We start from the raw sequence: 13,685 nt of genomic DNA on the forward strand, positions 1-13,685 counted from the left end.
GGGGGCGTGCAGGTGCGGATAATACCGCACCTGCCGTCAGGTTCAGCCCCGCGACGCCAACCAGGCGCGCCAGCCGCCCCATTGGCTGATGTCCTCGGCACCGCTCAGCCCGTAGCCCTCGCAGATAAAGCCGGTTTCCCAACGGCCATCGGCCAGTTCGACCTTGCCCAGCCCGAGCGGCGCCGGGATGCCACTGAGGAACGATCCCAGCTCGGCACTCGGCAACTGCCACACCTCGACGCTGATGGCCACACCCTGCTCCGCCACCCGCACCATGCCGGGCCGCTGCACCGGGCCGCCAGCCAGCGCGTACAACCGATAGGCCGGCGCGCTGTGCGTGGTTTCAACCAGCGTTGCGCCGCGTTGCCTGAGCTGCCAGTTGAGCGCCAGACCGTCGAGGTGCGCACCGCACACCACCAGGCGGGTCTGATCATGCCCCGCCACGCGCCCCACTGCCTGGCCCTGTTGATAGGCATGTCCCAGGCTGAGCAGGTATTGATCGGTAAACGCGCGGCCAAACAGCGTCACGCCCCATGGCAAACCATTGGCCATCGTTGCGCTGGGCACGGCCACGGCGGCGTAGTCGAGCAGGTTCATGAAGTTGGTGTAGTAACCCAGCTCGGCGTTGCGCAGCACCGGCTCTTCAGCCAGTTCGGCCAGGGTGACCGGGCGGCCGATGGTCGGTGTCAGCACGCAATCGAGCCCGGTCATCAGCCGGTCGCACTCGGCCTTCAAGGCTTGCAAGCGGTACTGGGCGCGAAAGGTCTCTACCCCGGTCACTTCCGGGCCTTTGGCAAGCACGGCGTGGATCACCGGCAACACGGCATCGGGCTGGGTACGCGCCAGTTCACCGACCACGCTGTAGCGCTCGGCCACCCACGGCCCTTCGTACAGCAAGCGGGCCGCCTCCAGAAACGGCGACAGGTCAAGGCTGACCGCTTCGCCGCCCAGTGCCTGCAAGCGCTCGATGGCGGCGGCGAACAACACAGGCCCTTCGTTGCAACCAAAGAACTGCAAGTCTTCCTGGCGCGGCACGCCAAAGCGGAATGGCCGCACATCGCCGAACGCGGTCGCGCCGTTCCAGGCGGGATTGGCGCGGCTGTAAGCGTCCTCGGGGTCAAGGCCCGTGGTCAGCGCCAGCAACTGGCTGGCCTCCTGCGCAGTCGCGGTAAAGGTGGTCACGCAATCGAGGGTACGGCAGGCCGGCACCACACCGGCGGTGGAGATCAAGCCCTTGGTTGCCTTGAGCCCGACCAGATTATTCAGCGCCGCCGGCACCCGGCCGGAGCCTGCGGTGTCGGTGCCCAGCGCAAAGCTGGTCAGCCCCAAGGCTACGGTCAGCGGCGAGCCGGCGCTGGAGCCACCCGACGGGTAGTCGCTCAGCACGCTGTTGCGGCATGGGCCATAGGGCGAGCGCGTGCCGTTGAGGCCGGTGGCGAACTGGTCGAGGTTGGTCTTGCCCAACGGCACGGCGCCAAGATCGATCAGCTTCTGCACCGTGGTCGCGGTACGCGCGGGTGTGTAGGCATAGGCCGGGCACGCGGCGGTGGTCGGGATGCCGGCCAGATCGATATTGTCCTTGATCGCGAACGGCACGCCGTACAGCGGCAGGCTCTCGATGCTGCGCGACTCCAGCGCGGCCAGATAAGGCTCGAGCTCTTCGACGCTGAGCACATGAATGAACATATTGAACCCGGGATTCAGCGCTTGCGCGCGTTCGCGCAGGGCCAGCATCAAGCGGCGTGGCGACTGCTCGCCGCTGAGGTAAGCCGCGCGCAGCACATCCAGTTGCAGATCGTTGTTCATGCTTGTTCTCCTGTAGCGCTGATCGGTTCCAGAACCACCACCCGTTGCCCCGCACGAATCGCCGAGCCGGGCTCTACCCGTATGTCTCGCACGATGCCGGCGCATGGCGCGAGCACCGGAATTTCCATCTTCATCGACTCCAGCACCACCAGCGCGGTGCCGGCCGTTACCTGCTCACCGAGCGCAACCTGCACCTGCCAGAGGTTGCCGGCAATCGGGCTTTCGACGCTCATGTGATGTGCAGGCAACAGAGCTTCTTCAGTCGCTTCGGCCACCGCTTCGTTGCTTTCGAAATGCGCCTGGCCGCTGTCGATCCAGCGCTGTCTTTCAGCCGCGAAAGCCGCTTGCTGACGCTCGCGAAACGCGGCAATGCCGGACGCCTCTTTGGCGAGAAACGCTTGATAGTCGGCCAGGCGCAGCTGGCTCTGCTCGATGTTCAGATCAAAACGCCCCAGCGGAAAATCACGCCGAATGCGCAGCAGTTCGTCGGCGCTGACCGGGTAAAACCGAATCTGATCGAAAAAACGCAGCAGCCAGGGCTTGCCGTCGAAGGCCGCCACATCGCGGTAGCGGTTCCACATTTGCAGGGTGCGACCGACAAACTGATAACCGCCGGGGCCTTCCATGCCGTACACGCACATATAAGCACCGCCGATGCCCACCGAGTTTTCGGCGGTCCAGGTGCGTGCCGGGTTGTACTTGGTGGTCACCAGACGGTGGCGCGGGTCCAGCGGCGTGGCCACCGGTGCGCCGAGGTAGACATCGCCCAGGCCCATGACCAGATAGCGGGCGTCGAACACCGTGCGCTGCACTTCGTCCAGGTCCGCCAGATCGTTCATGCGGCGGATGAATTCCAGGTTGCTCGGGCACCATGGCGCGTCCTTGCGCACGGTGGTCATGTATTTTTCGATGGCCAGCTGGCACGCCGGGTCGTCCCACGACAAGGGCAAATGGACGATGCGCGACGGCACTTGCAGGTCACTGGCGGCACACACCGCGTCCCACTCGCCGGCGATTACTTGCAGCAGTTGCGCCAGCGGCAGTTGCTCGGGCTGATAGTGAACCTGCAACGAACGGATGCCCGGCGTCAGATCGATCACGCCGGCCAGGGCCTTGGCTTGCAGGGCCTGCATCAGGGCGTGACCGCGAAAGCGCAGCACCAGATCCAGCTCGGCGGCGCCGATTTCCAGCAGCAGATGCGTGTCGCCGGCCACACGTGCCACCAGCCGGGTATCGTCCTGCCCGAGGTCCAGCACGATGGGCGATGGACGTTCGGGCTCAGGCACCTCGGCGGCGTGCTCGCTCAGCAACGGCGCAGTGGCCAGTTGACGGGCGCGCAGCAGGTTGGTCGGCACAAAGCGTACTTTGTCACCGGCCTTGAGTTGCCCCAGTTGCCACAGGTCCGCCTCGATCACTGTCACCGGGCACACGAAGCCGCCCAGGCTCGGGCCGTCGGGGCCGAGGATCACCGGCATGTCGCCGGTAAAGTCCACCGAGCCGATGGCGTACGGATTGTCGTGAATGTTCGACGGGTGCAGCCCGGCCTCGCCACCGTCGGCCCGTGCCCACTCGGGCTTGGGGCCGATCAGGCGCACGCCGGTGCGGCTGGAGTTGAAATGCACTTCCCAATCGGTGGCAAAGAAGGTGTCGATATAGGCTGCGGTGAAATACTCCGGCGCGCCATGCGGGCCGTAGATCACGCGGATCTGGCGCAGCGCAGGCAACGGCGCTTGCCCGGCCAGTTGCGCACCTGCCGTTGCATCGACCAGCGGCGCCAGGTGCAGCACATCACCGGCGCGCAACGCTCGCCCGCCATGGCCGCCAAACTGGCCAAGGGTAAAGGTGCTTTTGCTGCCCAGGTAATCGGGTACCTGAACACCGCCGCGCACGCACAGGTAACTGCGCGCACCGGCGCCGCTGATGGTGCCCAGATTCAACACCGAGCCGGCCTCGATCCGCAGTGCGGTGTTCATCGCCACCGCCTGGCCGTCGACCGTCACCGGCAATACCGCGCCGGTGATCGCCAGCACGGCAGCGGTGTTGAAGCGCAGGCTCGGGCCGCTCATGGTGACTTCAAGGCCTGCGGCGCCTTCGGGGTTACCCAGCAACTGGTTGCCCAGGCGCAGGGCGCGGCTGTCCATGGGCCCGGAAGGCGGCACACCCACGGCCCAGTAACCCAGACGCCCCGGATAATCCTGAACGCTGGTCTGGGTGCCGCCGCTGAGCACCTCGAAGGTCAAGGCCTGATACGTCAGGTTTTCCAGACAGCGGGTCCAGGGCTGGCCGCTGGCGAACGGCGCATCGAGCAGAATCTGTCGCAGGTAATCGCGGTTGGTCTCGACGCCATACAACTGGCTTTCACCCAAGGCGCGGTGCAGTTGCAAGCGCGCCTGTTCACGGTCGGGCGCCCAACTGATGACCTTGGCGATCATCGGGTCGAAGTACGGCGCGATCTCACAGCCGGCCTCGACCCAGGTGTCGATGCGCAGCGTCTGGCCGTCGGCCTCGGGAAATTGCACGGCGGTCAACAGACCCGGACTTGGCTGAAAGTCTTTGCCCGGATCTTCGGCGTACAACCGGGCCTGCACCGCGTGACCGCTCGGTTGCAGGCCGGCGGCCAGCTCGCTGAGCGGCGGCAGGTCGCCGGCCGCCAGTTGCACCATCCAGCGCACCAGATCGACGCCCCAGACCTGCTCGGTGACACCGTGCTCGACCTGCAAGCGGGTGTTCACTTCAAGAAAGTAGAAGCGCTGGTCATCGCTGTCGAAGACGAATTCGACGGTGCCGGCGCTGCGGTAATTGACCGCGCGCGCCAGTTGTACCGCAGCGGCGCACAGGGCGTCGGCCATGCCCTCGGGCAGGTTCGGCGCCGGGGTTTCTTCCAGCACTTTCTGGTTGCGCCGTTGCACCGAGCAATCGCGCACACCCAGCGCCAACACTTCACCTGCGCCATCGCCGAACACCTGCACTTCCAGATGGCGGGCGCGCTGGATGTATTTCTCGATGAACACACCGGCGTCACTGAAGTTGTTCTGGCCCAGGCGCTTGACCGTCTCGAAGGCTTCGCTCAGTTCCTGCGCCGAGCGGCACACACGCATGCCGATGCCGCCACCGCCGGCCGTGCTCTTGAGCATCACCGGGTAACCGACCTGTTCGGCGGCCTGCAACGCCTCGCTGAGGCTGTCGAGCAGGTCGGTGCCTTCGAGCAACGGCACACCCTGCTCACGGGCCAGGGCACGGGCGGTGTGCTTGAGTCCGAACAGGCGCAATTGTTCCGGCGTCGGGCCGACAAAGGCGATGCCGGCGGCTTCGCAGGCTTCGGCAAAGCCTGCGTTCTCCGACAGAAAGCCGTAGCCCGGATGGATCGCTTGCGCGCCGCTGGCTTTGGCGGCGGCAAGCATCTTGTCCACGGCCAGGTAGGTGCCGGCCGCCGCGCCCTCGCCCAGGCTCAGTGTCTGGTCGGCTTCAAGAATATGGCGGCTGGCGAGATCGGCCTCTGAATAGACCGCGACGCCTTTGACCTCGAGCTCGCGCAGGGTGCGCAGGATGCGGCAGGCGATGGCGCCCCGGTTGGCAATCAACAGTGTGTCAAACATCAGGAGTCCCCCGAAGGCGGCAGATGACCGCCCTGGCTGGGTTGCGGGTCGTCCCGCAGTTTTTCGAGTGGGTCTCGGGGCCGTCCCCAGACCAGAAGTCGCTAGGGCTTGCGCGGGCCGTTGTGTGGCGGCTGGTAACCGGCGCGGCTTTGGCACACTGCGTACAGCCACAGGCGCAAGGTGTTCAGCCAGGGTTTCATGCCCATATCAGCAACTGCGCAGGTGTGGGGTTGTAGCCGTTGCACGGGTTGTTCAGTTGCGGGCAGTTGGAGATCAGCACGATCACGTCCATCTCGGCACGCAGTTGCACGTATTTGCCCGGCGCCGAAATACCGTCTTCAAAGGTCAGGCCGCCTTCGGGGGTGACCGGCACGTTCATGAAGAAGTTGATATTCGGGCTGATGTCGCGCTTGCCCAGCCGGCCGTCGTGGCAGCAGGCGCGCAGGTAGTTGTCGCGGCAGCTGTGCATGTGACGCTTGTCGAGCGCATAGCGCACGGTGTTGCTTTCCTGGGAACAGGCGCCGCCAAGGGTGTCGTGGCGCCCGCAGTTGTCGTCGACGATGGTCAGCAACGGCCGGCCAAGATTGGAATACAGCACGCTGCCGACGCCCAGATAAACGTTGTTCTGCCGGCGCAAGGTGCGTTGTACGTCATAACGCTCGTGGGGGTTGGCGGCGCTGTAGAACAGCGTGTCGATGGCCTGGTTGCCCTCCAGGTCGAGGATGCGCAGGGTTTGCCCGGCCTTGACCTCGGTCATCCAGGGTTCGCCGGCCGGAATGGTGGCCTGGTAAATCGCGGTTTCAGGGTGCAGATGCGTGCTCATGAAGGCCTCCTCAAGCAAACAAACGATCGGTATTGATGAAGCCGCGCTGGTTTTCCGGGCGCGAGGTGCGGCAGTGTTCGGCGACGCTGGCGTCACTGCTCATGAAGGTCAGTTGCACCGGCCTGGGCGCGTACTCGGGCGCCGGGTCCATCGGGTGTTGCAGCGCGGTGATGACGAACAGCGTGTCCATGGGCGCGTACAGTTCGATGCAATCGCCGGCCTTGCTGTTGCCTGGCGCAAAATGCAGCCCGCCGTTGTCGTCGACATCGACGCGGCTGAACAGGTTGAGGGTCATCGACAGGTCGGTCAGGCCCAGTTGCCACTTGCCCATTTCCACCAGCAGGTTGTCGGCGCCGTTGCGAAAGAAGCCGTTGCGCAACTGCTGATAGTTACCCTGGCCGTATTTTTCCTGCACCTCATCGGCGTTCAGCACACCACCGAGGCTGTCGCTCCAGCCGCAGGTGTCGCGGGTGATGGCGGCCAGCACACGGCCCATGTCCGAGTACAGGCAGTGGCCAGCGGTCAGCTTGGCGGTGTGTTGGCATTTGAGGCTGTCGGGCAGGTTCAGCCGCTCGCTTTTTTCGTGCGCGTTGAACAGCATCACGCTGACATTGGCGCCGCCTTCAAGGTCGGTCAGGCGCAGCAACTGGCCGCGCTTGAGCACAAACGACAGGTGGCCGCCGCCCGGCACATATTCATCGGCAAAAACATGGGGTTCATTCATGGCTGTTTCTCCAAGTCGGTTAAAGAGCGCTGGCTGTTCAGCGGCAGGTCGTAGGTGATGCGCGCGCCATAGGCCTGCGGTGCATGCGGGTCAACGCGCACCTTGTCGAAGACCATCAGGCGCGTCCCGAGGCTGAAGCCTTCGCTCAGGTCGTGGGTGACCATGAACACCGTCAACCGCGTCTCGCGCCACAGCTCCAGCAGCAGCGCGTGCATGTCTTTGCGGATGCCAGGGTCCAGCGCGCCGAACGGCTCATCGAGCAGCAACACGCGGGGTTTCATGATCAGGGCCTGGGCGATGGCCAGCCGTTGCTGCATGCCGCCCGACAGCTGCGCCGGGTACTTTTCCAGGGCATGACCGAGCCCGACCTTGTGCAGCAACTGCGCGGCGTGCTCGCGGGCTGCACGCTTGCGCTGGCCGAACAACCGGCCCAGCAGCGGCGCCTGCGGCAGCTCAAGCCCCAGCGCGACGTTGTCCAGCACGCTCAAATGCGGGAATACCGAGTAGCGCTGGAAGACCACGCCGCGGCTGGGGTCCGGCTCGCCCGCCAGCGGCTGGCCGTCGAGCAGAATCTGGCCTTTGCTGGCGCGTTCCTGCCCCAGCAACAGCCGCAAGAAGGTCGACTTTCCGCAACCGGAGGTTCCGACCATGGTGCAAAACTCACCTTCGGCAATGCTCAGGTTCAAGCCCTCGAGCACCACGTGCTCGCCGTATTGCTGCCAGACATTGTTGACCTCGATAAAGCTCATGGCCGGCTCCCCTCGTACCAGGGAAAGGCGCGCCGGGTCAGGGTCTTCAGGCCCCAGTCCATCAACCAGGCCAGGGCGGTGATCCACACCACGTAGGGCAGGATCACGTCCATGGCCAGGTAACGGCGCACCAGAAAGATCCGGTAACCCAGGCCGTCCTCGGAGGCGATGGCTTCGGCCGCGATCAGGAACAACCACGCCGAACCCAGTACCAGGCGCAGCGAAATCAGCAGGCGCGGCAGCAATTGCGGCAACACCACGCGCAGGATCAGCGTCCAGGTCGAGGCGCCCAGGGTTTGCGCCTTGATCAGCAGCTCGACCGGTATTTCCCGCGCACGCTGCTCCAGATCGCGAGCCAGGATCGGCGTGATGCCGATCACGATCAGCATCACCTTCGACAACTCGCCCAACCCGAAGACGATGAACAGAATGGGCAGGATCGCCAGCGGCGGCACCATCGACAGCACCACCAGCAACGGCGACAACGGTGCGGCAAACAGCGGCAGCGTGCCGGCGGCGATGCCCAGGCATAGCCCTGCTATGGCGCTGATGCCCAGGCCGATGGCCAGACGCTGCAGGCTTGACCCGGTGTCTTTCCACAGCAGGTACTCGCCACTGCGTTTGTCTTCGGTAAAGGCCATGCGCTTGACCGCATCGCCCATTTGCGCAGCGCTGGGCAACAGCTTGTCGTTGGGGTTTTCTGCCAGCCGTTGCGCCGAGCCCAGAAAGTAGGCACACAGCAACAGCGCAAATGGCAGGAGCACCAGCAACAGCCGCGTGGGGCGGTCGGGGTGACGGTTGATCAGTTGCATGGCGCGTTCTCCTGGTTACAGCTTGCCGTCGACGGCCAGCTGCACATAGGTGGGGTCAAAGCGCAGTTTCAGATTGGCTTTATCGCCACGGGTCACGCCATTGGCGAAGCTCATGCCGACCACATGGCTGTCTTTGGCGCCCTCGCCCAGCAAACCGTGGTCAAAGGAAAAGCCTGCCACCTTGTCCATGGTGTCCGGCAGTTGCGCACTGGTGGCGAACTCCAGCGCCTGCTGCGGCGTGTAGAACAAGCGGGTGGTCGACAGCTGCGCCTTGAAACCGGCCAGATCGGTGCCCGAGGCCTTGGCCATATGGCTCAGCGCAACATCGCCTGCCGCGCTCTGGCCATTGATCAGCGTCATGACCTCGAACCACGCACCGACCAGCACCTTGCCCAGCGCCGGGTTGTCCTTGAGGGTCTGGGTGTTGACGACCATCATGTCGAGGATTTCGCCGGGGATCTTGCTCGAGTCGAATACCTGCGTGACGCCGGGCCGCGCCTGAATATCGGCCAGCATCGGGTTCCAGGTGGTGACGGCCTGCACGTCAGGCGTGTTGAAGGCCGCCGAGATATCGGCATCGGAGGTGTTGACGACCTTCAGGTCTTTTTCACGCAATCCTGCAGTGTCCAGCGCCCGCGCCAACAAGTAGTGCGACACCGAAAGCTCGACCAGATTGATATTCATGCCCTTGAGGTCGGCCACCGTCTTGCCGGCGCCCTTGATGACAATGCCGTCGTTGCCGTTGGAGAAATCGCTGACCAGCAGCGCGGTGCTGTCGACGCCGCCGGCCGCAGGAATGGTCAGCGCGTCCATGTTGGTCATGGTGCAGCCATCGAACTGGCCGGCGGTGTACTGGTTGATCGACTCGACGTAATCGTTGAGCTGAGTGACCTTGACGGTGATGTCGTATTTCTTCGCCCACTTGTCGACGATGCCCTGCGCCTGGGCATATTCCCATGGCATCCAGCCGGCATAGATCGTCCAGCACACGTTGAAATCAGTCTTGACCGCCGCCATGGACGAGGTGCTGGTCAACAGGGCGATGCCTGCTGCGAGGAAAGCGGATAAGAGGGGCTTTCTCATGATAGGACTCCAGTTGAAGGTGGACGGACAAGGAGCAGCGCAACACTTGTATGACCAAGTGGTCTGTCTCCCGGGCTTTTTCCCCGCCGTGTAACCTCAACTGGAGGTCGTCAGCTCTCGGACCAGACACTCGCTTTTCAGCGAGCCGGAACCCTAGCCAACCATTTTCAAATTGTGGTGCAAACTGCTTGCGCTACTCCTGCACCTAATGGGTTATGCGAGAGGCGTGCCAGATAGCGCAGGTGTTGTCGAGAGGCCTTTATTTACAGGGATTTCAGAGTATTTCCGGATTTTTCAGCAGTCTGTTGAACGGCGCCTGAAGTGCGCTGAAACAGCGCAAGGCGCACCCGCTTGGGGCAACATTAATTTCCCACTCCTCAGCCTTCCGGCAATTCTGGCTATAATGCGCCCGCCTTCCTTTTGATCATTACTCACTTATGAAAAACCTGTTTTTCGCTGTACTCCTGTCTCTTTCATTCGGTCACTTCGCCTTTGCCGCCCCGCCTGAAACCTTTGCCGACGCTAAAGTCATCGCCAAGCAAAAGATCTATATGGACCAGGATAAAAGTCCGTTGGGCGAGTTGTATTGCGGCTGCAAATGGGCCTGGGTAGGCAAGTCCGGTGGCCAGGTCGATGCTGAGTCATGCGGTTATAAAACCCGTAAACAGGAAAACCGCGCCGAGCGTACCGAGTGGGAACACATCGTCCCGGCCTGGACCTTTGGCCATCAGCGCCAGTGCTGGGCCAATGGCGGGCGTGAGCATTGCGTCGACGATGATCCGGTGTTTCGCAACATGGAAGCCAACCTGTTCAATCTTTACCCTTCAGTGGGTGAAGTGAATGGCGACCGCAGTAACTATAACTACGGCATGGTCTCCGGTGTGGCACCTCAGTATGGACAGTGCAAGACCAAAGTGGACTTCGAACAGCGCGTGGCCGAACCGCGTGATGAAGTCAAAGGCCTGGTCGCGCGCACCACGTTCTATATGTTCGATCGTTACAACCTGAGCATGTCGCGCCAACAGCAACAGGTGTTGATGGCCTGGAACAAACAGTTCCCGGTGACCGCCTGGGAGAAAGAACGCAATAACCGCATCGCGGCGATCATGGGCCACGCCAACCCGTTCGTGACCGGTGCGCGCACCTGGACCCAGGATTACAAGACCGTCGGTGACGGCCTGGTCAGCCCGATTCCGGCGCCGACCCAGGCCTCGCAAACCGCAGCGCAGCCAACCACGACTGCGCAGGCGCAGACCGGTTCGATCATTGGTAATCGCAGCAGCCAGATCTATCACCTGCCCAGCGGCTGCCCGAGCTACGACAAGGTGTCGGCAAAGAACCAGATCGCCTTCGAGTCCGAATCGCAGGCTCAGGCGGCGGGATACCGAAAGGCCGGTAACTGCAAATAACCTGCCCCAGGGTTGACCCTGCGCAGGACCGCCCGGACGGTCCTGCGCTTACTCCCCCATCAACTCGCGCACTCTGCCCGCCAATGCATCGGCCGTGAACGGCTTGGTCAGCACCAGCATGCCCGGCCCCAACTGCCCTTCTCCAAGCGCTGCGCTTTCGGCGTAGCCGGTGATGAACAGGGTTTTGAGGCTGGCGCGAATCTCACGCCCGGCGTCGGCCATTTGTCGTCCGTTCATGCCTCCGGGCAAGCCGACATCGGTGATCAGCAGATCGATGCGCACATCGGAGCGCAGCACCTTGAGGCCGGCCATGCTGTCGCCCGCCTCGATCACGGTGTAGCCCAGGTCACCGAGCACATCGGCGAGCAGCATGCGCACCGTGGGCTCGTCGTCGACGATCAGGATGGTCTCGCCCACTGTGGCAAACGCTGTTGGCGCTGTATGGGTGCTGCCTTCATGGTCGGGCGTCGCGCCGAAGTATCGGGGCAAATAGATGCACAGCGTGGCGCCCTGGCCGACCTCTGAGGTGATGCGGACCTGCCCGCCGGACTGTTTGGCAAAGCCATAAATCATCGACAGCCCAAGCCCGGTGCCCTGGCCAATCGGCTTGGTGGTGAAGAACGGATCGAACGCCTTGCCGATGATTTCCGCGGTCATGCCGGTGCCGGTGTCGGTCACGCACAGCGACAGGTATTGCCCTTCAGGCAGGTCATAAGCGCGGGCATGCGCCGCGTCCATGCAATGGTTGGCGGTCTCGATGGTGATGCACCCGCCGTCCGGCATCGCGTCGCGGGCATTCAGGCACAGGTTCAACAGTGCGTTCTCAAGCTGGCTGGCATCCACCAGCGTCGGCCAGAGCTCTTGCTCGCCGGCCGTTTCGACGACGATGCCCGGGCCGACCGTGCGCTGGATCATCTCGGTCATGCCGGCCACCAGCAGGTTCACATCGGTGGGCCGTGGATCAAGGGTCTGGCGCCGGGAAAACGCCAGTAACCGGTGGGTCAGCGATGCCGCACGCTTGGCAGCGCCCTGGGCTGCCGCAATGTATTTGCCGATGTCCGTCAGGCGGCCCTGGTTGATGCGCATGTCGATCAGCTCCAGCGAGCCCGAAATGCCGGCCAGCAGGTTATTGAAGTCATGCGCCAGACCCCCGGTGAGCTGCCCGACCGCTTCCATCTTCTGCGACTGGCGAAGCTTTTCTTCGGCCTGCATCAACTCGGTGGTCCTTTCCGCCACGCGATGTTCCAGCGTGTCGTTCATGGCCCGCAGTGCAGCCGTCGCCCTGTCACGCTCAGCCTCTACGGCGCGGCGTTCTTCAACGTCGATGACCACGCCGGGAAAACTCAACCCGGTGCCATCCTCGGCCAGATCGACGCGGCCGTTGGCCTCGATCCAGTAATACTTGCCGTCGGTGCGCAGCACCCGGTACTGATGGGCATAAGCACCACCGCGCTGAATCACTTCATTGATGGCCGCGATAAGCCCGTCCCTGTCATCCGGGTGAACGGTCGCTGCCACCTGCAACAGGCTCAGCCCCGAGCGACCCAGCGCCGGGTCAAGGCCAAAGGCAAGTGCAAAACCTTCATCAACGGTGAAACAGTCAGTGGGCAGGTCCCAGTGCCAGGTGCCGATGATCGCGCCTGCGGCGAGCGCCAGTTGCACTCGCTGCACGTTTTCGCGTGCCAGCGACTCGCTGACGCGCAAGCGCTCCTGGGCCGTACGGCGCTCGGTGACATCGCTGAAGAAGATCGCGATCTTGCGCTCGGCCGGGTCCCCGACCCGCACTGCCCGCACATCGAACCAGCGCTCGAAGGCCTCGGCATAGTTCTCGAAGTTGGCAGGCTCGCCCGTCCAGGCCACGTGTCCGTAGGCCTTGAACCAGAAAGGCTCAAGATCGGGGGCAAACTCGGTCACCCACTTGCCACGCAGGTTGACCCCGGCCTGACGCTCGAACGCCTGATTGACCTCGACAAAGCGGTAGTCCACCGGCTGATCGTGATCATCGAATTTGACCTGAACAATGGCGAACGCGGCCTCGATCGTTTCAAGGATCGTTTTGTAGAGTTCTTCACTTTTGAGCAGGGCCTTTTCCGCACTGCGCGCCTGGCTCAAGTCAAGCATTGCGCCGATCATGCGGACCGCCTGGCCTTCGGCGTTGCGAATCACATGCCCACGGTCAAGCACCTCGGCGTAGGAGCCGTCCACGCGGTGGAAGCGATACTCATTGGTCCAGGCGCTGCCGTCGCCGTCGATGACCGCATGGATCGAATGGTAAACACGCATACGGTCATCGGGATGGATCTGGGAAATCCACCAGTCGCCGGTCATGTCTTCGCTCGTCAGGCGGTGACCGTAGGCTTCTTCAAGTGCGTCGTTCCACAGCACGTGATTGGCTTTCAGGTCCCAGTCCCAGATCGCGTCGTTGGTGGCTTTGGCGGCCAGCCGATAGCGCTCCTGGGTTTCCTGGATCGCCAGCGCCGCCAGATTATTGTGGCGCTCGCCCGACGGCTTGGTCACCGAGCCATCAGCAAGAGACGCGGTATTAATGCCTGACTCATCAAGCAAGGCACGCAGGCGCGTGACCTCTGCTTCCAGTGCTTCCCGGGTAAGATCTTTCAGCACGGCCCCCACCTACGCATGATTATCGGCACTGACTCATTCTCTGGAATCGATTCTGAATGGC

9 protein-coding genes and 1 riboswitch are annotated in these 13,685 nt (G+C 63.3%); of the genes, 1 reads left to right on the top strand and 8 read right to left on the bottom strand.

Annotated elements, in window-relative coordinates:
• Positions 1–42: 42 nt before the first annotated feature.
• The 7 genes from atzF to ACYAS9_RS10560 form a co-directional block, all read right to left on the bottom strand.
• The gene (gene atzF / locus ACYAS9_RS10530) at positions 43–1,806 is read right to left on the bottom strand and encodes an allophanate hydrolase (RefSeq protein WP_463568234.1); all 1,764 of its coding nucleotides are present in this window, start codon (positions 1,804–1,806) and stop codon (positions 43–45) included.
• Positions 1,803–5,402 (bottom strand): urea carboxylase, encoded by a 3,600-nt coding sequence (gene uca / locus ACYAS9_RS10535; RefSeq protein WP_463568235.1) that lies wholly within the window; start codon positions 5,400–5,402, stop codon positions 1,803–1,805. Before uca ends, atzF begins: the two co-directional genes overlap by 4 nt.
• 196 nt (positions 5,403–5,598) lie before the next feature.
• Positions 5,599–6,225, bottom strand: coding sequence for an urea amidolyase associated protein UAAP2 (locus tag ACYAS9_RS10540; protein WP_463568236.1), 627 nt, complete (start codon positions 6,223–6,225; stop codon positions 5,599–5,601).
• Positions 6,226–6,235: 10 nt separating this feature from the next.
• Positions 6,236–6,949: an urea amidolyase associated protein UAAP1 gene (locus ACYAS9_RS10545; RefSeq protein ID WP_463568237.1), complete on the bottom strand. Its 714-nt coding sequence runs from the start codon at positions 6,947–6,949 to the stop codon at positions 6,236–6,238.
• A complete protein-coding gene (locus ACYAS9_RS10550; RefSeq protein ID WP_463568238.1) occupies positions 6,946–7,698 on the bottom strand; it encodes an ABC transporter ATP-binding protein in 753 nt (250 codons plus the stop codon). The genes ACYAS9_RS10545 and ACYAS9_RS10550 overlap by 4 nt, the downstream gene beginning before the upstream one ends.
• Complete coding sequence (locus tag ACYAS9_RS10555; protein WP_463568239.1) at positions 7,695–8,510, bottom strand: ABC transporter permease; 816 nt, start codon at positions 8,508–8,510, stop codon at positions 7,695–7,697. The genes ACYAS9_RS10550 and ACYAS9_RS10555 overlap by 4 nt, the downstream gene beginning before the upstream one ends.
• Before the next feature lie 15 nt (positions 8,511–8,525).
• The gene (locus tag ACYAS9_RS10560; RefSeq protein ID WP_463568240.1) at positions 8,526–9,593 is read right to left on the bottom strand and encodes a putative urea ABC transporter substrate-binding protein; all 1,068 of its coding nucleotides are present in this window, start codon (positions 9,591–9,593) and stop codon (positions 8,526–8,528) included.
• 65 nt (positions 9,594–9,658) lie between these two features.
• Positions 9,659–9,761: riboswitch (guanidine-I (ykkC/yxkD leader) on the bottom strand.
• A 269-nt stretch (positions 9,762–10,030) separates the two neighbouring features.
• Between ACYAS9_RS10560 and ACYAS9_RS10565 the strand changes: the two genes are divergently transcribed.
• Positions 10,031–11,002 carry an endonuclease gene (locus ACYAS9_RS10565; RefSeq protein WP_463568241.1) on the top strand — a complete coding sequence of 324 codons (972 nt, stop codon included), beginning with the start codon at positions 10,031–10,033 and terminating at the stop codon, positions 11,000–11,002.
• Positions 11,003–11,050: 48 nt separating this feature from the next.
• Here ACYAS9_RS10565 and ACYAS9_RS10570 read toward each other — a convergent pair whose 3' ends face one another.
• Positions 11,051–13,624: a PAS domain-containing protein gene (locus ACYAS9_RS10570; protein ID WP_463568242.1), complete on the bottom strand. Its 2,574-nt coding sequence runs from the start codon at positions 13,622–13,624 to the stop codon at positions 11,051–11,053.
• Between the last annotated feature and the right edge of the window lie 61 nt (positions 13,625–13,685).

It is taken from the genome of Pseudomonas sp. HP_08 (genome assembly GCF_055284095.1).